Below are 18,648 nucleotides of genomic sequence, written 5' to 3'. Positions count from 1 at the left end.
ATTATGGCGGATTTAGCCCAAAATACGGCGCAAAAAATTTCGCAATTATTGAGTCGTTTACCAAAACTTCCAGCAGAAATGACGGCGCGTAATATTCTTATTTTTTGCGTGATTTGTTTACTATGCTTTGGTTCTGTGATGGTGGCATCGGCTTCAATGCCCTATGCGGAGTATATCCATGAGAATCCATTTTATTTCTTGATTCGCCATGGCATCTCGATTTGTGTTGCAGGTATCGTGGCATTTCTAACTTATCGCGTTTCGCTTAATTTGTGGTTCAAAAATGTGTTCTTATTATGGCTGATTACTATCTTATTATTGTTGGCCGTATTAGTGGTTGGGACCGAGGTCAACGGTGCCCATCGCTGGATTAAAGTCGGTGGTTTTACATTGCAACCAACTGAAATTGCTAAGATTGTTATGGCAATTTTTACCGCAGATTATGTGGTTCGCCGTGCTAAAGAAGTGCGTACTCACTGGAAAGGATTACTGCGTTTAAGTGGGGTAATGGCACTAACAGTGGGCTTTATTGTAGCAGAACCTGATTTGGGAGCTACGGTTGTAATTGTTCTGATGATGGTTGGAGTCTTCTTTTTGGCAGGTGCCCCAGCAACGCAGTTTTTGATCATGTTAGGTGCGATTCTCGCTGGTGTGAGTGCATTAATTATCTTTGAACCCTTCCGCTTTCAGCGCCTGATTTCGTTTACTAATCCTTGGGCTGATCCTTTAGGCGTTGGATATCAACTATCTAATGCTTTGATGGCTTTTGGGCGTGGGGAGTGGTTTGGAACAGGTCTAGGGCATAGTGTTCAAAAATTGTCTTATTTACCCGAAGCACATACGGACTTCATGCTAGCGGTGTTAGGTGAAGAGTTTGGTTTTGTTGGTGTGACTTCAGTGATGATTTTATCTTTCACGATGCTTGCATGTTGTATCAAAATTGGACACCGTGCATTGCAGCACAATTATTTGCGTGCTGGTTACCTTGCGTATGGAATTAGCATTATTTTCTTGCTGCAAATTTTGGTTAATGCTGGCATGAATATGGGCTTAATGCCTACCAAAGGTTTGACGTTGCCTTTCATTAGTTATGGTGGAACATCATTGATGATGTGTGCAGCGATGATTAGTTTGATTTTAAAAATTGATGCTTCAACTCAAGAGCATAATCCGGTTAAGGAAGAGTCAAACTTCTAGTTGTTCTGAACTAAAATTGAATTGGAAAGCCCTTGATTCTAACAAGGGCTTTTTTATTGTCTATTGATATACACCAGAAAGATAAATGCCTTGTGGGATGAGATTCACATCCCATTGTTGTATTGCTTGCTGAAGCATAATATTTGGTTGGTCGAGATCGACATGGGGTTGACCGAGTGCCAAAATGGCATGCTGTAATAGTTCAGGCGCTTTTGAAAGTTCAAGCGGTTGTGCCATATTCTGCTTTGATAGTTTTTGGCCTTGATCATTCATTGCTAATGGCAGATGCATATACTGTAAAACAGGATAATTCAGCACCGAAGCTAACCAGATTTGTCGTGCTGTGTTATCTAGTAAATCTGCACCTCGAACAACATGGGTAATGCCTTGTAAAAAATCATCAACGACGACAGCAAGTTGATAACTAATAATGCCATCACGGCGTTTTAATATGAAATCGCCTAAATCATGTTGAAGGTTGGAGCATTGTTGACCTTGTAGGCGGTCTTCAAAACAGATGCGTTGATCAGAGACTTTTAGGCGAATAGCTTGTTGGGCAAAATCTAAGTTAAGCTCTCGACATGTACCTGCATAAATATGGTTCGAGCCGAGAACTTTACGTGTACATTGGCAAGCATAAATTGCTTGAGCTGCTTTGAGTTGCTCTAGCACCTGTTCATAGCACGCTAAGCGATCTTTTTGGAAAATAATTTCGGCATCTGGCTCAAACTGAAAAGTATCAATACACCTAAGAATATGTGTTTCACTATTTGGATAGATGCGCGGAATGTCTGTATCTTCAATTCGAACCAACCATTGACCTTGATTGGCTTTGGCATCGCAATAACTCGCGACAGCCGTAAGTAAAGACCCAAAATGTAAAGGGCCTGTAGGGGACGGAGCAAATCGACCGATATAAGACATAGGGAAACTTATTGCAGTATATTTACATCTTCCCTTACCCCCTCCTTTCTAAAAGGAGGGGATCATGAATTTTCAAAGATGTATCGAATTGGTGAATTACAAAGCGCTGTTGCACACCCTTTGGAAAAGGAGAGGGGTTAACCGTTGTTTTGCTTTTCTTTGATTTCAGCCAAAGTTTTGCAATCAATACATTGAGTTGCTGTTGGACGTGCTTCTAAGCGACGTAGACCAATTTCAATACCGCAAGTTTCACAAAAGCCATAATCGCCAGCTTGAATTGCTTCAAGTGATTGTTCGATTTTACGAATGAGTTTACGCTCACGGTCACGTGTACGTAATTCAATAGCAAACTCTTCTTCTTGCGTTGCTCGGTCATTGACATCAGGTAATGCGGTTGATTCATCTTGCATGGTATTCAAGGTGCGATCAACTTCAGACATTAACTCAGCTTTCCATGCATCTAAAATTTGACGGAAATGCTCAAGTTGCCCATCAGACATGTATTCTTCATTTTTCTTTGGCTGATAAGGTGCGATACCAAATAAACTTGCAGTTGTTCCACCTTCCGCAGCCTTAGCCTTGGTTTTACGCACACGTTTTACAGGCGCTTTTTGCTCATCAATCACTTCGGTTTGTTCATCCAAGACTTGATTTTGGTTGTCATTCGCCATATAGGGCATTCCTCATCTTACACGTATTATCTATACGCAAAAAATATGGTGCTATGCAAGTGTTTTTTATAGAAACCTGCGATGGTTTTTTCCATCAGGGGTCGTCATCATATAGACTTTTTTCGCAAGATGGTAGTCATTCATGTCTAGATTTAGTGAGAAATCATCGATGTGATTTGTAATCAAAAGTTTAAAAACCATGTTTAATCATACCCTAAGACTTCAGAGCTCGTCATGCGTTCTGATGTTTTGAGTCGATAGACCTTTGTTTCTAATTCGCCATTGGCTTTTAGGCAAATATAGCGATAACCAGGATGTTCTTCATCTAATGCAAACTTCTCACTTCTAGGCTTAAACTGAATACAGGTAGACGGAGTTGATAGTAAGTCGATACCTTGCCATTTATGAATCGCATCTTGGTGAACGTGCCCACAAACAATCGCTTTGATATTAGAAAAGGGTTGAATAGTTTCCAATAAATCAGAGGCATTTTTTAGCTTATGTTGATCAATCCAAGCAGATTGCATGGCAAATGGGTGATGGTGACAGGCAAGAATCACATAACGATCATGCAGTTGCGTTAGTAAGGTTTGAAGTTGACGAAGTTGTTTTTCGGTAATTCTTCCATCAATGCGTTGAGGCTGTGCGCTATTTAAAAGAATAATGACCCATTTCCCTAATTCAACCACCGTAATTTGAGTTTGGTCGACTTCATGAAAGGGAAAATGTGCGGCATCATCATGGTTGCCAGGTGTGTGGAAAAAAGGGATTTGCAAGCTTTGCATGTGCTGGATGTAACGATTGTAAGTCACAGGCGTTGGTGTTTGTGCTAAATCACCTGTATGTACAATCAGGTCGATTTGAGGATGTTGCTGGCGCATCAAGTCAATTACTGCATGAAAGCTTTGTTCGGGTTGCATACCAACGAACTCTAAATGCGGATACTCTAATAAATGTGTATCAGTAATCTGTATCATCACAAAATCTTGTTGAGATGAGGTTGAGACTTGGTAGGTCACCGTATTTAGCCCCTCAGACTTGTTATCGTTGTTGTATATGTTGAGCAAGCCATTGTAATGCCATGATTACAGGTGCATTTCTCAACCGCCCATTATTTAATAATGTGTGTAGTTGGGAATAATCAAATAAATGAAGTTGAATATTCTCTCCTTCATCTGATACCCCAAATACGCCTCCATTTTGTGGTAATTCAACTTCTGCTACATATAAATGATAAAGTTCAGAGCATGCGCCAACAGATGGGTAGAAGCTAAATAAATGTTTTAACGTTGTGATTTTACATCCAGATTCTTCGAGTGCTTCTCGACGAATACAGCATTCAGGAGATTCATTGCCATCAAGAACTCCTGCAATGACTTCAAGTTGCCATGGAGAGGTTTTATCGTTGATCGCACCAATTCGGAATTGCTCAATTAAGGCAAAGCGTTGCTGTACATCATTGTATAATAAAACGCCAGCTGCTTCAGGCCGATGAATTAATTCACGTTGAATAATAGGTGAGTACTCCAATCGATGAAATAATCGATGTTTGAGACACACTTTCTCTACTTGAATAAACCCTCGGTATAAGAACGTTCGAGATTCTATCGTAACGTCGGAGGCTGAATAGCTGGCGTGGTCAAGAATATTCATCTTCAATTAGGATGAGATTGTACATATCTCATCCTAACCGAGAATGTTTCGCAGGCAAATCTTTTTTTGGTAGATTTACACTTTGTGGTACAATTTTTGACCATGTTCCTGATAAGCGGTTTTCATTGCATTGAGACCTGCTTCAACTTCTGTATTGGCATCATCTGATTGTTTGGCATTGCTTTGATTTTGCGCATAATCTCGCACATTTTGCGTGATTTTCATCGAGCAGAACTTAGGGCCACACATTGAACAAAAGTGTGCTGATTTGTGTGCCTCTTTAGGTAATGTTTCATCATGCATACTGCGTGCAGTATCAGGATCTAAGCTAAGATTGAACTGATCATCCCAACGGAACTCAAAACGTGCTTTAGAGAGGGCATTATCACGGACTTGCGCACCTGGATGTCCCTTAGCTAGGTCTGCTGCATGCGCTGCAATTTTATAGGTAATAATACCGTCTTTAACGTCTTTTTTATTTGGCAAGCCCAAATGCTCTTTTGGTGTTACATAGCACAACATCGCCGTACCATACCAGCCAATCATTGCTGCACCAATTGCAGAGGTGATGTGGTCATAACCTGGGGCAATATCTGTGGTCAGCGGTCCAAGTGTATAGAATGGTGCTTCTTTGCAGACCTCAAGTTGTAGATCCATATTTTCTTTGATCATATGCATTGGCACATGCCCTGGCCCTTCGATCATTACTTGTACGTCATGTTCCCAAGCGCGGTGGGTGAGTTCACCCAAGGTTTTTAGTTCACTAAATTGTGCTTCATCGTTCGCATCCTGAATACAACCTGGACGTAAACCATCACCTAAGCTAAATGACACATCATATGCTTTCATGATTTCGCAGATTTCATCAAAATGCGTGTATAAAAAGTTTTCTTTATGGTGAGCTAAACACCATTGCGCCATAATTGAGCCGCCACGAGAGACGATTCCTGTTAAGCGATTGGCCGTCATTGGAACATAACGAAGTAATACACCTGCATGGATAGTGAAATAATCGACGCCTTGCTCGGCTTGTTCAATCAAAGTGTCTTTAAAGATTTCCCATGTCAAATCTTCGGCAACGCCATCGACCTTTTCTAGAGCTTGGTAAATTGGAACAGTACCAATTGGAACAGGGGAGTTGCGGATAATCCACTCACGCGTTTCATGGATATTTTTGCCTGTTGATAAGTCCATAATGGTGTCGGCACCCCAACGAGTTGCCCATGTCATTTTTGCAACTTCTTCATCAATCGATGAACCGAGTGCTGAGTTCCCAATATTGGCATTAATCTTTACCAAAAAATTGCGACCAATAATCATGGGTTCACATTCGGGATGGTTAATGTTGGCCGGAATAATGGCGCGTCCTGCTGCAACTTCTTGGCGTACAAATTCAGGGGTTATTTCTCTTAAATTTTGTGCCCCAAAGTTTTGGCCTGGATGTTGACGCATATCAACATCTTCACGTTGGCGCTGGTTTTCACGAATTGCAATATATTCCATTTCAGGCGTAATAATGCCTTGTTTGGCATAATGCATTTGCGTGACATTTTTACCTGCTTGTGCACGACGTGGATTTTGAATGTGGGCAAAACGAATTTCAGCAGTACGAATATCTTTTAAACGTGCTTGGCCAAATTCAGAACTCAGACCCGTCAGAACATCAGTATCGTTACGTTCTTCAATCCATTTTTGGCGAATCGAAGGTAAACCTTTGTTTAAATCAATTTGTACATTCGGATCAGTATAAACCCCAGATGTGTCGTATACCATGATCGGAGGATTGTATTCACCTCCTAAGCCAGTGGGTGTTTCTGTCAAGCTAATTTCACGGAATGGAACTTGAATGTCTGGACGAGAACCTTGGACATAAACTTTTTTAGATGCGGGTAAAATACGAGTTAAATCTTTAGCATCTTGCTCATGTTGAGCAGAGATATCAGCTGGAGAAAGATTCGTTAATTGGTTCATGGCATGATCCTTATGTTATGGCATTAACGAATCAAGCACGACCAAAAACAATGGCGGATTTATCCTTCGAAACGTGGATAAAACTGAGCTAGGTTTTTGCTGGGCTTGATTCCTACGCAGGTGTTAACCTGATCAGGTTCAACGGTACTCATATTTAAATCACGTGATTATTATGATCTCAGCAGTTGATTAACTGCGCTCCGTCAAGCAGCATTTAGCTTAGCATGATTCTGATTGTGTCTGTTGGCTGGAATGATCAGAATTGCACAATTTTTCTAACTTCTATGGTATGTTTAAGATATCCGAGTTGTTTAATCGGAAATAAGATGACTGTCATAAAAACTTCATCATTGTTATGTTTTAATCATGCATCATTTTCCATGTGTCTAATGGAGGCATTCTGTGAGTCCAAGTAATCCTGTGTTAAGTCATCATATTTCTTCACAATTTAATGAAGACTTACAAGATGTACATACCAAATTTATGAGCATGGGGGGCTTGGTAGAGCAACAGGTAGCCAATGCAATCCATTCTTTATTAGATACAGATGCCAATCTCGCGATTGATGTTCAGTTTAAAGATAATACTGTCAATCAGCTTGAGCGTGATATTGATGAAGGTCTAACCTTGATTTTGGCACGCCGTCATCCCGCTGCGATTGATTTACGTATGGTCATTGCAATGAGTAAGGCCAATACTGACTTGGAGCGTATTGGGGATGAGGCTGCAAAAATCGCACGTATTGCTCAAAACCTATGTGAAGAGGGTGAGTCTCCACGCGGTTATATGGAAACACGTCATATTGGTAACCAAGTACGTGTCATGATTCATGATGCCTTGGATGCTTTTGCACGTTTGGATGTTGATCAAGCGTTGAAAGTTGTGATGGCAGATGTTGATATTGATCGTGAATATCAGTCAGCAACACGGACATTGATGACTTATATGATTGAAGATCCACGTCATATTTCACGTGTGATGAATGTAATGTGGGTATTACGTTCTTTGGAGCGTATCGGTGATCACGCACGTAATATTTCTGAACAAGTGATTTATATGGCAAAAGGGACAGATGTTCGTCATACCAGTATTGAAGAAATAGAACAAAAAGTTCATCAAAAATAATTTTATTTGACCTGTCTGAACTCTATTGTTTACCAGTTTTGTAGGATGCCTCCACCTGATCGTAGAGGCATTTCTGTTATAGTTTTTTGAAAAATTCTGTGTCTATATTTTAGTGAGTGAGTCATTCAAAATGAGATTAATCTCATTTGAAGGTGTGACCGCGATGCGCTTTTTAAAAAAGAATAACTCAGCAAGTTTTGTTTTTTTAATTATTACGCTCTATGCTTTTCTTGGCTTTGCGATTGGATTCGTAATCTGGGAATATTTCTTAGTGAGCTAAATGATACATAAAAAAATCCCAGACTTCGGGGGAAAGTCTGGGAGAGAAATATCATACTTCGGTGAGATCTCTAAGGGTCTCTTTATCCTTCTGAATTAACTATAAGGGTGATCCGGAGTTGTGTCATGTAGACAAGTGTGTATGCTCTGTAAGACTTTATTGCTAATGTAAATATCACGTAAAAAAGAGAGCGAATTTGCTCTCTTTTTCAGTTGCTTACAGGTGTCTTCTTCGTGTCTTGCAGAAAACTAAAGCAACGCTTTCCTGTTTAACTCGAAGCATAGTTCTCCGTCTTGCGCAATAGATTCTTTTTGATTGTGGCCTACGCGGACTTCGTCCTTGTCTTGCAGAAAACCAAAGCGTTGCTTTAGTTTTCTTCAGGCTTCCAGCCTTCAGCTTTTTCTACGCTTTCATCATTGTTAAAGAACTTCTCACGTTGTTCTTCAAGAAACTTTTTAGCTTCAGGTTCAAACACATTTAAGCGCTTTTCATTAATCAATGTAGTTTGGTGCTGTAACCATTCTTGCCAAGCTTGTTTGGAAACATTTTCAAAGAACTCTTGACCTTTCGCACCAGGAAATGGAGCGAAATCTAGACCTTCAAGCTCTTTTTGATATTTACGGCAAAATACTTGTCGAGTCATTATGATGTCCTTAAGCGTAAAGCTGTTCTAAGCGAGTATGGGCACGAGTAATTGCTGCTTCGACCTGTTTTGGTGACGTACCACCGATATGATCACGCGCATTGACAGAGGCTTCTAGTGTTAATGCTTGATCAAACACGTCCGCATCAATTAAATCTGAGAATTGTTGAAGCTGTTCTAAGGTTAACTCAGATAGATCTTTTTCTTCAGCAACACCTAAAGCAACTGCTTTACCTACAATTTCATGTGCGTCACGGAAAGCAACACCTTTTTTAACTAAGTAATCGGCAAGATCTGTTGCTGTGGAAAAACCACGTAGTGCTGCTTCACGCATCATCTCAATATTTGGAACAAGTGCAGGGATCATATCTGCAAATGCCATCAATGAGCCACGAACTGTATCAATCGCATCAAACAAAGGTTCTTTGTCTTCTTGATTGTCTTTGTTATATGCCAAAGGTTGACCTTTCATCAGGGTTAATAGGCTAATAAGATCGCCAAACACACGACCTGATTTACCACGGATCAGTTCAGGAACATCTGGATTTTTCTTTTGTGGCATGATCGATGAGCCTGTACAGAAGCGATCAGGAATGTTTACGAATCTAAATTGCGCAGATGTCCATAAAATCAGTTCTTCTGACATACGAGATAAATGCATCATGATTAAAGATGCAGCGGCATTGAATTCAATCGCAAAATCACGATCCGAAACGGCATCTAATGAATTTTCTGAAACGGATTCAAATCCAAGTAGCTTTGCTGTATATGCACGATCAATTGGGTAAGTTGTTCCTGCTAATGCAGCTGAACCCAATGGCATACGATTAACACGCTTACGGCAGTCTTGTAGACGCTCTGTGTCGCGGATTAACATTTCAAACCAAGCCAGCAAATGATGACCAAAAGTCACGGGTTGAGCCGTCTGAAGATGAGTAAAACCAGGCATGATCGTGTTGGTATTCTTGCTTGCAAGTTGCAAAATACCTTGTTGTAGACGCTGTAAAATTGTCAAAATATCATCAATTTCATCACGCAAATATAAGCGGATGTCAGTTGCAACTTGGTCATTACGACTACGGCCAGTATGTAGTTTTTTACCTGTAATACCAATACGTTGAGTCAAGCGAGACTCAATGTTCATATGTACGTCTTCTAAATCAATACGCCATTCAAATTCACCCGCTTCAATTTCTGCTTGAATTGTGGTTAAACCTTGAATAATGTCATCACGTTCAGCTTCAGTGAGAACACCCACTTTAGCAAGCATAGTTGCGTGTGCGATTGAACCTGCAATATCTTGCTTATAAAAACGTTGGTCAAATTGCACAGATGCGGTAAATTCTGCAACAAAGGCATCTGTTGCTTCCGAGAAGCGACCGCCCCACATGCCAGAGGTTTGATGAGGGCTTGCTGAAGATGAGGATTGAGAAGATGTGGTCATGGCGGCTCAGTAAAATAAAAAAGAGTATAGCAAATCCAAACGCAGTTGCCGAAACTCATGCGAAGAAGTTATCGCAATCACGTTCATTGAATCCATCAGGCTCCTATTTTTTTACGAAAATTGGGCAATGGCAATACTTATTAGAACTAATTGTTGCAAGTAATGTTCTTGCAATGGTACTAGCTTTAGCTGAAGCGCAATCGTGGCATGCATTGCAAGGGGTTCGTCTCTTGCAATATATATTTTTTATTAATTGGGTGATTTTATCTTTTGCTGCATTTGTAGACTATTATCAAACTTTTTTTGCAAAATTTAGTCAAAAAACTGCGTTGATCTTGGGTTTTATTCTGTTGCAGCTCATTGTTTTTTCGACTACCTGCGTGGTGAATGTGATCCAGTTTTGGACTGTCCCATCAGGTAATTTTAATGGACAGATTCTATTTCAGGGAGTGGGGTTGCATCTAAGTTATGGTGTGTTGTTAGGTGCATTTTGTTTGCGATATCTATATATGCGTGAACAATGGCTGAATCAGCAATACAGCGAATTAAATGCTCGAATTCAAGCAATGCAGGCGCGTATCCATCCACATTTTTTATTTAATAGTTTAAATAGTGTAGTAAGCCTAATCACAATTGATCCTGATAAAGCTGAAAATATGTTAATTAATTTATCTCGTTTATTTCGGGCAAGTTTCCAAGAACTTAAATTGGTCAGTTTGGCTGAAGAAATAGATTTATGTCAGCAATATCTCAGTATCGAAAAAATACGTTTGGGTGATCGTTTAAAAGTCGAATGGAATATTCAAGCAACCCCAATTGAACTAAAACGGGTTACGATTCCTTTATTAACATTGCAACCTTTACTTGAGAATAGTATTTTTCATGGGGTCGAAAGAGTTCTGCAACAATCAACTATTACGGTATTGGTTGAAATATTGCAAAATCAAGTCAGTATAGTCATTACTAACCCTTATTCTCGCGATACAATAAAAACGCGGAAAGGGAATGGTATTGCGATAGAAAATGTTGAACAGCGTTTGAAAGCATATTACGGCCAAGCTGTAAAATTTCAAGTGTATGGGGGCGCATCGTTATATACCACAGTGGTGAACTACCACTACCGAGTAAAATAATAAGTCGAGTTAACCATAAAAAATATGGATGAAGTTAACGATGACAAGGAGGAAAGGATGAAAGTCCTAATTGCTGACGATGAACCTCTAGCAGTAGAGCGTTTATCACGTTTAGTTATTCAAATGGGACATGAGGTTGTCGCTACAGCGCATCATGGACAAGATGTATTAAGTTGCATTGAACAAAATTTGCCAGATGTTGTTTTGTTAGATATTCAAATGCCAGGTATGAATGGTCTAGAATGTGCGGAGCAATTGCGGCATCTAAATCCACGCCCTGCGATTATTTTTTGTACAGCTTATGATCAGCATGCGTTGGAAGCATTTAAATTTCAAGCACAAGGCTATTTGTTAAAGCCTATTGCTCAGCAAGATTTAGAACAAGTATTTCACCATTTAACCCAACTAACACAAGCACAAATGACGGGTTTACAACAAGAAAATATGGACGATTCCAAAAATCAGCGTCACCAAATTGCAGCTAAAACATATCGCGGCGTCGAGTTAATTCCATTAGAAAATGTATATTACTTTTTAGCGGATCAGAAATATGTCACGGTTCGTCACAAGAATGGCAGTGTATTAATTGATGAAACCTTAAAGGATTTGGAAAATGAATTTGCAGATCGCTTTATCCGAATTCATCGTAATGCGCTGGTATCTTTGGATTATTTAGAAGGTTTGGAATTGGTTGCGGCGGGACAATATCAAGTGCGTCTACGAGAGCTGGATGAGCGTTTGTCGGTAAGTCGTCGACATTTACCAAGTTTAAGAGAATGCATGCATCAACTTTAACGGCTTTTTTCTTAAGCGGAAAAGCAGTTTATGATTTTTTACTTGCAATTTTAGGTGATCAAGTTAAGTTGGGAACAATTGCTTTGATCAATGCTTGACGTACATTTATGAAAACCCTAAAAATTGCGACTCGACAAAGTCCTCTTGCACTTTGGCAAGCGGAGCATATTCGTTCTCGTTTAAACGCACTTTATCCAGATTTAACTGTTGAGTTAGTTAAATTTGTCACGCAAGGTGACAAAATTCTCGATACGCCATTGGCAAAAATTGGTGGTAAAGGTTTATTTGTTAAAGAGCTCGAAGCAGCATTATTGGATGGCCGTGCTGATTTAGCTGTACATTCTATGAAAGATGTACCGATGCATTTACCTGAAGGTTTAACTTTGGCAGTTATTTGTGAGCGTGAAGATCCTTTAGATGCCTTTGTGTCGAATCATTATGCGCGATTTGAGGATTTGCCACAGGGTGCAAAAGTTGGGACTTCCAGCTTACGCCGAAAATGCCAGATCTTACAGCAACGTCCAGATTTAGAGATTATTGATCTACGTGGCAATGTGGGAACGCGGTTGTCTAAGTTAGATGATGGTTTATATGATGCGATTATTCTAGCTAGTGCAGGCTTAAAGCGTTTAGGTTTGGCTGATCGTATTCGGCATTGTTTGGATCCTGTGCTTAGCTTGCCTGCGGTGGGGCAAGGGGCATTAGGTTTGGAATGTCGTGCAGATGATGAAAAGCTTTTGGCATTGATTCAACCCTTGCAACATGAAGAAACCTCGATTTGTGTGCGTGCGGAACGTGCGTTTAATGCTTATTTAGAGGGTGGTTGCCAAGTTCCAATTGCTGGGTATGCAACTTTAGTCAATCAACACATTCAGTTCGAAGGCCGTGTTGGAAGTGTGGATGGGAAAACTTTACTCAAACAGCAGCGGATTGGTGCGACGGATCAAGCCGAGCAGTTGGGTGAACAGCTTGCACAAGATTTATTGGATCAAGGTGCAGGTGAATTGTTGAAAGCTTTATATTAATGCGATTCATCAATACACGCCCAAAAGATCGTGCAGATCGCCTTACTCAAGCGATGCAGGGGGCGGGCTATGAAGTTGAATGCTTGCCATTACTGGAGCTAATTGCTGAGCCTTTTTCTGAGGCTCTACAGCAATTATATCAACAACTGGATCAGGTTCAGGTCATTGTTGCTGTTAGTCCAACAGCTGTTGATATTGGGATGCGTTATTTAGATTTGGCTGGTATTGCATTACATCAGCTTACCCATATTCGCTGGATTGCGGTAGGTCAGGCAACAGCCAAAGCGTTGGCCCAGTTTGGTATTCAAAGTGATGTGCCTGCGGTGGAAAGCTCTGAAGGTATGTTGGATCTTCCTCTTTTAAAACAACAGAAAAATTTACAGAAAATTGCTTTTTGGCGAGGATTAGGTGGGCGTCAATTTATGATGCAGCAATTGCAACAGAAAGGCGTTACGATTGCGAACTTTGTACTTTATCGTCGACAGTGTCCACAGGAAAGTTTTATCAAGTTTCCTCAATTATTAGAGAGAATGAAATCTGATCAGCCTGTAGCTGTACTGATTAGTAGTGAGGCGAGCTGGCAGAATTGGCTTCAACTCTGCGCACAAAATCCTTGTAAACGGACATGGATCTATTTGGTGCTAGGTGAGCGTTTAATGACGATTTTAAATCAGACACAGCATGATTTAGAGGGGGCAATTAACATTATTCAGCTTGAAAATTTATCTGCATCGGAGATTATTCAACGCATGAGTAATTGGCGGGGGGTGGTATGAGAAAAATTGTCTATTTAATATTATTACTTGGCTTAGTGTGGTTGGTTAAGCTTAGTTATGATATGGCTCAAAATGCCCAGACGATTCCTCAGCTACAACAACAGCTTGCGCAAACTGAACAACGATATGCTTTATTGAATGATCAGCTAGTTGCTTTACAACGTCAGTTACAAAGTAGTACCCCAGCACCTGCTGGTTTAAATATGACGCCAATGGTGATCACAGGTGTGGCACCTGTGATTTTGATCCAACAACAGTTGCAATTGGTTCAGTTTGCTTTAGACCAACAACAATTTATTTATGCCTTAGAGCATCTAACCCAAGTCCAGCAGCAAGTACTTCAATCAAGCTTGGCGCCTGCATTACAGCAAAGTTTGCTCAAAGCGATTGAGCAAGATAAACAGTCTATTCAGCAGTTTGTTTTGACTCAAACACAGCAGCAACAGCAATTTGAGGTTTTATTACAAGAAATCGATCAACGAATTCAAAATGAAATACAGAACCCTCGGTTAAAAGTTGAAAAAAGAGAGGGATCAATATGGCGCCATTGGTTTAATTTGGAAAAAGTTCAGCGTAATCCACCTGATCTGGTGCATCGTAATCTTACTTTAAAAGAGGCGCAGCTCAGAATGTTGCTTGCTTCAGATGCTTTACATCGAGGACAGCAAGCTGAATATCGAAAATCTATCCAAGAAGTGATTCAGTTATTGGGCGAATTGCCAGATCAAAATAGTCAACAGATGACTCGACGTCTAGATAAGATTTTGCATTTACCAACAGTCGCAACGCCAAAACTGATTACACTCGGTTTAGTGGGGTAGGCATAATGAAACATTTGTCGCTTCGTTATGTGTTGATTAGCTTGTTTTTATTCGCAATTTTTGCAGTATTGAGTTACGGCTATGGGCATGGTTATGTCTACATATATTGGCGTGATTGGCAATTGCAAAGTAGTGTTTGGGGCCTAATTGCATTTTTTATTATTGTGAGTTTTTTGGTTCAATTGCTTTGGTTGTTGAGTAAGCGTTATGTAGTGCGTGAACAACGAAAAAAAGAAATAGCACTCCATTTTAAGGATTTGCACCCTTATGAGCAGTTAGGTGTTGTTTGGTTGTTGGATGCGGCCACAGACCAACAAGTTTTTATTGAGCGTGTTTATACCCAATCAGGCTTGTTAAACCACATTGTTGCCGCCCAGTTTGATTATAAAAATGGGAATTATGACGCAGCTTTGCAGCACTTGGAGCAATCGGCGCCGGTCGCATTTGAATTGGCAGAATTGCAACGTATAGATATTTTTCTAGCGCAACAACAAGAAGAAAAAGCACTCACGCATTTAGAGTTTTTGACTCAACATCAACTATCTCCTTGGTTGCTTCAAATCGAAACGGCATATCAACAGCGTATCACGGCTTTATGGGGAAAATTGGCATTACAACGTCCGTGGTTATTTCTACAAGCAACCCAATATGGTTTGCTCGATGCTGAGCATCGAGACTTATGGTTGCAGCAATTGCTGATTAAGTTTGATCAGGCATCCGTGGATGATTTAGCGGCATTGCAACAGCGTTATTTAGCCTTGCAGAATGAAATACAGACTCGTCCATATACGAGTAAGGTGCTGTGGCTTAAATTATTGGCTCGGATGCCTGAGATGAGCATACAACATGAGCAGTTGGCTCTGCATTTGTTACAAGAGCATTTTGATCCAGAAGTATTTTATCTTTGGTTTCAGCAGCAATTGCTTAAACAGATTCCAGATTATGCTGATGTAGAGCAGCGTATTTTGCTATTTGAACAGCGTTATGCTGGCGTACCAATGTTAAGTTTTGCTAAATGGCATATTTATATGGCGACAGATCGCCAACAGGAAGCAGAGCAGTTATTAACTTTATATCCTGATAATATATTGATGAGCTATTTAAGAATTAAGTCAGTTCTTGGTGATAATCTGGATTTAATCAAACAGTTGAATTTAATATTTGAAAATGATGTTAATTTTCTGAACTTTAAGTTATGAGTGAAAATATGAATGAGTTGTCTGTCTATTCTGTCGTGCATAAGCAAAGCGTCGCTTGGGGGGATATGGATGCATTTGGCCATGTAAATAATGTGCAATATTATCGTTATATGGAAAGTGCTCGTATTGCATATTTGATGGCGTTAAATATATTCGAGCAAGATATATTGACCGTAGTCGCATCCAGTCAGTGTAAATATTTAAGTCCGGTATTTTACCCAGATGTGTTGCATGTTGGTGCACGTATTGAAGAGGTCCGAAATAGTGCATTTAGAATGCAATATGTGTTGTGGAGTGAACAGCAAAAACAAATTATTGCAACTGGGGATGCTGTGATGGTTTGTGTTGATAAGGCGAGCGCAAAGAAATCAAATATTCCTGAGAATATTAAAGAAAAGATCATTCAGTTAGAAAAGAATGTGGGACATGATTTAATGTTAGGTTAATCTCGTAAAGACAATTATGTCTGATATTCATATTTAAGAGACAGGCTTTAATTATTACTATTTTCTGTAATGCTTCCTTGTTTTGTGTAATGGAATATATTCATAAAAGAGGTCTGTTGTTTCTGGGGGTGTAAAGTTTCATTAGATAAAAAATGTCAAAAGTGTTTTTTCTGAAGCTGTCATCATTAGTGTTAGGCTCTGTTTTGAATTGATTAAAATTAAAATAGATAAATAAATATTTTATTCTGAGTTTATGTTTTAAGGTTTATTGTAAATAAAAAGCATTTTTTTTGTTATAGTACGATTAATTCAACTATTCTTATATTGATTAATGAATTGCATATAAATTAATATTGAGCTGAATTTAGAAGTTCATTTTTTTATTTTTTGCGTGAAATATTTTCTTATTGATTTGGAGTGGTTCGGATGAAACCAGACATTAGTGATTTATCAGTTGAAGATTTAAAGCGTTTGCAAGCAGAAGCAGAAGCTTTAATTGAAAGTAAAAAAGACCAAGCAATTGAAGATGCATATAATCAAATCATTGCAATTGCGGATGGTATTGGTTTAAGTGTTGAAGAATTATTGGCTATAGGTGAGCAAAAGCGTAAAAAGACAACGCGTAAAGCTGTAGAGCCACGTTACCGTAATAAAAATAATACTGCAGAAACTTGGACTGGTCGTGGTAAACAACCGCGTTGGTTAGTTGCGGAGTTGGAAAAAGGTGCAAAACTTGAAGATTTCTTAATCTAAGCAAGTTTAAAAGTCATCGTTTTGTCATACCATGACTTTATCCTTTATAAAAAACCAAGCTCAAAAGCTTGGTTTTTTTATATGAGAGAATTGGCGATGTTGAAAAATTATGCATAATGTCATTCAGAGAAAGAATTTTAAATGGATGATGTTAGCGATGTTGGTAAGGGTGGAATGAAGAAAAATACCAAACAATGGAGATGGTGGCTATTCGCCATTTTTGCATTTTTAATTTTTATTATTTTACAGATTCCAGCAACATGGCTTATTGCTAAATTTTCTAAAGATAATCAATTACTACATAATGTTAGTGGCAATATTTGGCAGGGACAAGCAGACTGGCAACGTGGGCAGTTGCGAGGTTCTGTGCATTGGAGGACACGACCTTTAGATTTGTTGCTGTTGCGTTTGGGGGCTGATTTAGATATTCATAGTGGTAATACACACTTTAATGGTGTGTTTGCTTATAGTTTTGGAAAGAAAATCATTGTTAAGGGGTTACAAGGTCAAGTTGCACCTGAGACCCTAAAGTATTTTGCTAATTGGCAATGGCCTGAAAATGCAATTCAACTCAAGGATGTACAGCTCCATTATCACGATGAAAAAGGTTTTAGTTCGGCAGATGGGCAATTAAATTGGGGTGGTGGCGAATTGACATATACCTTTGGTCAGCGTCAAGAACGCATGACAATGCCATCTTTAATTGCTGCATTAAAAGATGCCAATGGACAATTACAACTGGATATACGTGATCAGCGTAGTCAAAAAATGGCAAATATAAGTTTAGATGCCAATCTGATGCTTGATGTACAACTCACACAGCGAATGCTTTTAAACGTTCCATCTTATCAGGGTAAGGCAGGGCTGGACACTTATGTGATTAGTTCACGTCAGCCATTGCTACAAGGTGGAATGTGATGGACGCATTGATACAAAAAATACAACAGTTAGATTGGCAAAAGCTCGATAAGCTCAGTCCGTTGATTTTGGCAATCTTGCTGTTATGGCTGTGCTGGAAGCTCGCTTCGTTTTTTTGGTTGGTAGTTGCTCCCCCTCAAGCGATGCAATTTGATCGGGTTGAGCTAGGTTCACAACAGGCTCAAGTTCCTAATATCAGTTCATTTGCTTTATTTAATGAGCCAGCCGCGAGTGCAGTACAGGATAATGTTAATTTGGAGTTGCAGGGGGTATTACTTGGTTCGTCCAATTCATTATCTTCTGCTGTAATTAAATTAAATGATACTGCTGAGCGTTATCGAGTAGGTGAAACCTTAGGTTCAACCTCATATCAACTTGCGGAAGTGTATTGGGATCGTGTGGTGTTGAAACAAGGTAATGGTGCAACACGCGAAGTGACATTTAAGGGATTGGAAAAAGGTTTATATCAGCCTATAGAACCAATCAATAATCGTAATAATCAACCACCGCCGGCCCATATGCCAGAACCTGTTCAAAATTCACCTCAGTCTGCTTTGGGGCAGGCAATTCAACAAATGCAGGATAATCGTGAGCAATATCTGAAGAATATGGGAGTGAGTGGTGGTGCGGATGGCTATGAAATCACAGATCAAACACCCACTGGCCTTAAAAATACATTGGGTTTGCGCTCAGGTGATCGTATTCTATCGATCAATGGCCAAACGGTTGGGCAAGGATTGAGTGAAGTACAATTATTAGAGCAAGTGCGTCGTCAAGGGCATGCCAAAATAGAAATAAAACGTGGTGATCAAGTGATGACCATTCAACAGAGTTTTTAGTGATCACACATCATCACAATAGTTAGGAATAAGTG

The 18,648-nt window shown here is 39.6% G+C and carries 20 protein-coding genes and 1 riboswitch; of the genes, 13 read left to right on the top strand and 7 right to left on the bottom strand.

Translation table 11 applies throughout. The annotated features are described in order from the left end of the window. Positions 1-3 precede the first annotated feature (3 nt). On the top strand, positions 4-1,197 hold the full coding sequence (gene ftsW, locus F2A31_RS14395) for a putative lipid II flippase FtsW (protein WP_150027166.1): 1,194 nt from the start codon (positions 4-6) through the stop codon (positions 1,195-1,197). Positions 1,198-1,257: 60 nt separating this feature from the next. Here the strand turns inward: ftsW and gluQRS are convergent, their stop codons facing one another. The 5 genes from gluQRS to thiC all read right to left on the bottom strand — a co-directional run bounded on the left by gluQRS (position 1,258) and on the right by thiC (position 6,416). After that, positions 1,258-2,121 (bottom strand): tRNA glutamyl-Q(34) synthetase GluQRS, encoded by an 864-nt coding sequence (gluQRS, locus tag F2A31_RS14390; protein WP_150027164.1) that lies wholly within the window; start codon positions 2,119-2,121, stop codon positions 1,258-1,260. Positions 2,122-2,258: 137 nt separating this feature from the next. Further along, on the bottom strand, positions 2,259-2,792 hold the full coding sequence (dksA, locus tag F2A31_RS14385; RefSeq protein ID WP_005083939.1) for an RNA polymerase-binding protein DksA: 534 nt from the start codon (positions 2,790-2,792) through the stop codon (positions 2,259-2,261). A gap of 203 nt (positions 2,793-2,995) precedes the next feature. Next, complete coding sequence (gene cpdA / locus F2A31_RS14380) at positions 2,996-3,811, bottom strand: 3',5'-cyclic-AMP phosphodiesterase (RefSeq protein ID WP_150027163.1); 816 nt, start codon at positions 3,809-3,811, stop codon at positions 2,996-2,998. Positions 3,812-3,833: 22 nt separating this feature from the next. Next, positions 3,834-4,445, bottom strand: coding sequence for an NUDIX domain-containing protein (locus F2A31_RS14375; RefSeq protein ID WP_150027161.1), 612 nt, complete (start codon positions 4,443-4,445; stop codon positions 3,834-3,836). A 75-nt stretch (positions 4,446-4,520) separates the two neighbouring features. Then, positions 4,521-6,416: a phosphomethylpyrimidine synthase ThiC gene (gene thiC, locus F2A31_RS14370; RefSeq protein ID WP_150027159.1), complete on the bottom strand. Its 1,896-nt coding sequence runs from the start codon at positions 6,414-6,416 to the stop codon at positions 4,521-4,523. Between the two features lie 92 nt (positions 6,417-6,508). After that, a riboswitch (TPP riboswitch) is annotated at positions 6,509-6,629 on the bottom strand. Between the two features lie 189 nt (positions 6,630-6,818). Here thiC and phoU point away from each other — a divergent pair. Continuing rightward, on the top strand, positions 6,819-7,541 hold the full coding sequence (gene phoU / locus F2A31_RS14365) for a phosphate signaling complex protein PhoU (RefSeq protein WP_150027157.1): 723 nt from the start codon (positions 6,819-6,821) through the stop codon (positions 7,539-7,541). Between the two features lie 163 nt (positions 7,542-7,704). Beyond that, entirely contained in the window at positions 7,705-7,821 is a 117-nt protein-coding gene (locus tag F2A31_RS15930) for a hypothetical protein (RefSeq protein WP_100222740.1), read from the top strand. Between the two features lie 367 nt (positions 7,822-8,188). Here the strand turns inward: F2A31_RS15930 and F2A31_RS14360 are convergent, their stop codons facing one another. Continuing rightward, positions 8,189-8,464 carry an oxidative damage protection protein gene (locus tag F2A31_RS14360; protein WP_005083932.1) on the bottom strand — a complete coding sequence of 92 codons (276 nt, stop codon included), beginning with the start codon at positions 8,462-8,464 and terminating at the stop codon, positions 8,189-8,191. A 10-nt stretch (positions 8,465-8,474) separates the two neighbouring features. Beyond that, a complete protein-coding gene (gene argH / locus F2A31_RS14355) occupies positions 8,475-9,908 on the bottom strand; it encodes an argininosuccinate lyase (RefSeq protein ID WP_150027155.1) in 1,434 nt (477 codons plus the stop codon). On the opposite strand from argH, the gene F2A31_RS14350 reads away from it, so the two are divergent. The 10 genes from F2A31_RS14350 (at position 9,899) to F2A31_RS14305 (ending at position 18,613) form a co-directional block, all read left to right on the top strand. Then, complete coding sequence (locus F2A31_RS14350; RefSeq protein WP_150027153.1) at positions 9,899-11,041, top strand: sensor histidine kinase; 1,143 nt, start codon at positions 9,899-9,901, stop codon at positions 11,039-11,041. The two genes, argH and F2A31_RS14350, sit on opposite strands and share 10 nt — an antisense overlap. A gap of 57 nt (positions 11,042-11,098) precedes the next feature. Continuing rightward, complete coding sequence (locus tag F2A31_RS14345; protein WP_150027151.1) at positions 11,099-11,836, top strand: LytR/AlgR family response regulator transcription factor; 738 nt, start codon at positions 11,099-11,101, stop codon at positions 11,834-11,836. A 107-nt stretch (positions 11,837-11,943) separates the two neighbouring features. Then, positions 11,944-12,861 carry a hydroxymethylbilane synthase gene (gene hemC / locus F2A31_RS14340; RefSeq protein ID WP_150027149.1) on the top strand — a complete coding sequence of 306 codons (918 nt, stop codon included), beginning with the start codon at positions 11,944-11,946 and terminating at the stop codon, positions 12,859-12,861. Further along, positions 12,861-13,637, top strand: coding sequence for a uroporphyrinogen-III synthase (locus F2A31_RS14335; RefSeq protein WP_150027147.1), 777 nt, complete (start codon positions 12,861-12,863; stop codon positions 13,635-13,637). The genes hemC and F2A31_RS14335 overlap by 1 nt, the downstream gene beginning before the upstream one ends. Next, a complete protein-coding gene (locus tag F2A31_RS14330; RefSeq protein WP_150027145.1) occupies positions 13,634-14,458 on the top strand; it encodes a hypothetical protein in 825 nt (274 codons plus the stop codon). The genes F2A31_RS14335 and F2A31_RS14330 overlap by 4 nt, the downstream gene beginning before the upstream one ends. 5 nt (positions 14,459-14,463) lie before the next feature. Beyond that, a complete protein-coding gene (locus F2A31_RS14325) occupies positions 14,464-15,657 on the top strand; it encodes a heme biosynthesis protein HemY (RefSeq protein WP_150027143.1) in 1,194 nt (397 codons plus the stop codon). 8 nt (positions 15,658-15,665) lie between these two features. Then, the gene (locus F2A31_RS14320; RefSeq protein ID WP_150027141.1) at positions 15,666-16,103 is read left to right on the top strand and encodes an acyl-CoA thioesterase; all 438 of its coding nucleotides are present in this window, start codon (positions 15,666-15,668) and stop codon (positions 16,101-16,103) included. 426 nt (positions 16,104-16,529) lie between these two features. Beyond that, positions 16,530-16,856 carry an H-NS histone family protein gene (locus tag F2A31_RS14315; RefSeq protein WP_150027139.1) on the top strand — a complete coding sequence of 109 codons (327 nt, stop codon included), beginning with the start codon at positions 16,530-16,532 and terminating at the stop codon, positions 16,854-16,856. A 174-nt stretch (positions 16,857-17,030) separates the two neighbouring features. After that, positions 17,031-17,774, top strand: a complete 744-nt coding sequence (gspN, locus tag F2A31_RS14310) for a type II secretion system protein N (RefSeq protein WP_150027824.1) — start codon at positions 17,031-17,033, stop codon at positions 17,772-17,774. Continuing rightward, positions 17,774-18,613 carry a type II secretion system protein N gene (locus F2A31_RS14305; RefSeq protein WP_150027138.1) on the top strand — a complete coding sequence of 280 codons (840 nt, stop codon included), beginning with the start codon at positions 17,774-17,776 and terminating at the stop codon, positions 18,611-18,613. Before gspN ends, F2A31_RS14305 begins: the two co-directional genes overlap by 1 nt. Positions 18,614-18,648 lie beyond the last annotated feature (35 nt).

The organism is Acinetobacter suaedae, assembly GCF_008630915.1.
GTDB lineage: Bacteria > Pseudomonadota > Gammaproteobacteria > Pseudomonadales > Moraxellaceae > Acinetobacter > Acinetobacter suaedae.
Note: the sequence above shows the minus strand (reverse complement) of the source record. Positions and strands in the feature narration are given on the sequence as shown.

What these genes read in the sequence shown, in the direction of transcription:
- ftsW (WP_150027166.1), top strand. Translation starts at nt 4, where the DNA reads ATGGCGGATTTAGCCCAAAATACGGCGCAAAAAATTTCGCAATTATTG.
- gluQRS (WP_150027164.1), bottom strand. Translation starts at nt 2,121, where the DNA reads ATGTCTTATATCGGTCGATTTGCTCCGTCCCCTACAGGCCCTTTACAT.
- dksA (WP_005083939.1), bottom strand. Translation starts at nt 2,792, where the DNA reads ATGGCGAATGACAACCAAAATCAAGTCTTGGATGAACAAACCGAAGTG.
- F2A31_RS14375 (WP_150027161.1), bottom strand. Translation starts at nt 4,445, where the DNA reads ATGAATATTCTTGACCACGCCAGCTATTCAGCCTCCGACGTTACGATA.
- thiC (WP_150027159.1), bottom strand. Translation starts at nt 6,416, where the DNA reads ATGAACCAATTAACGAATCTTTCTCCAGCTGATATCTCTGCTCAACAT.
- F2A31_RS15930 (WP_100222740.1), top strand. Translation starts at nt 7,705, where the DNA reads ATGCGCTTTTTAAAAAAGAATAACTCAGCAAGTTTTGTTTTTTTAATT.
- F2A31_RS14360 (WP_005083932.1), bottom strand. Translation starts at nt 8,464, where the DNA reads ATGACTCGACAAGTATTTTGCCGTAAATATCAAAAAGAGCTTGAAGGT.
- F2A31_RS14350 (WP_150027153.1), top strand. Translation starts at nt 9,899, where the DNA reads ATGTGGTCATGGCGGCTCAGTAAAATAAAAAAGAGTATAGCAAATCCA.
- argH (WP_150027155.1), bottom strand. Translation starts at nt 9,908, where the DNA reads ATGACCACATCTTCTCAATCCTCATCTTCAGCAAGCCCTCATCAAACC.
- F2A31_RS14345 (WP_150027151.1), top strand. Translation starts at nt 11,099, where the DNA reads ATGAAAGTCCTAATTGCTGACGATGAACCTCTAGCAGTAGAGCGTTTA.
- hemC (WP_150027149.1), top strand. Translation starts at nt 11,944, where the DNA reads ATGAAAACCCTAAAAATTGCGACTCGACAAAGTCCTCTTGCACTTTGG.
- F2A31_RS14335 (WP_150027147.1), top strand. Translation starts at nt 12,861, where the DNA reads ATGCGATTCATCAATACACGCCCAAAAGATCGTGCAGATCGCCTTACT.
- F2A31_RS14330 (WP_150027145.1), top strand. Translation starts at nt 13,634, where the DNA reads ATGAGAAAAATTGTCTATTTAATATTATTACTTGGCTTAGTGTGGTTG.
- F2A31_RS14325 (WP_150027143.1), top strand. Translation starts at nt 14,464, where the DNA reads ATGAAACATTTGTCGCTTCGTTATGTGTTGATTAGCTTGTTTTTATTC.
- F2A31_RS14320 (WP_150027141.1), top strand. Translation starts at nt 15,666, where the DNA reads ATGAATGAGTTGTCTGTCTATTCTGTCGTGCATAAGCAAAGCGTCGCT.
- F2A31_RS14315 (WP_150027139.1), top strand. Translation starts at nt 16,530, where the DNA reads ATGAAACCAGACATTAGTGATTTATCAGTTGAAGATTTAAAGCGTTTG.
- gspN (WP_150027824.1), top strand. Translation starts at nt 17,031, where the DNA reads ATGAAGAAAAATACCAAACAATGGAGATGGTGGCTATTCGCCATTTTT.
- F2A31_RS14305 (WP_150027138.1), top strand. Translation starts at nt 17,774, where the DNA reads ATGGACGCATTGATACAAAAAATACAACAGTTAGATTGGCAAAAGCTC.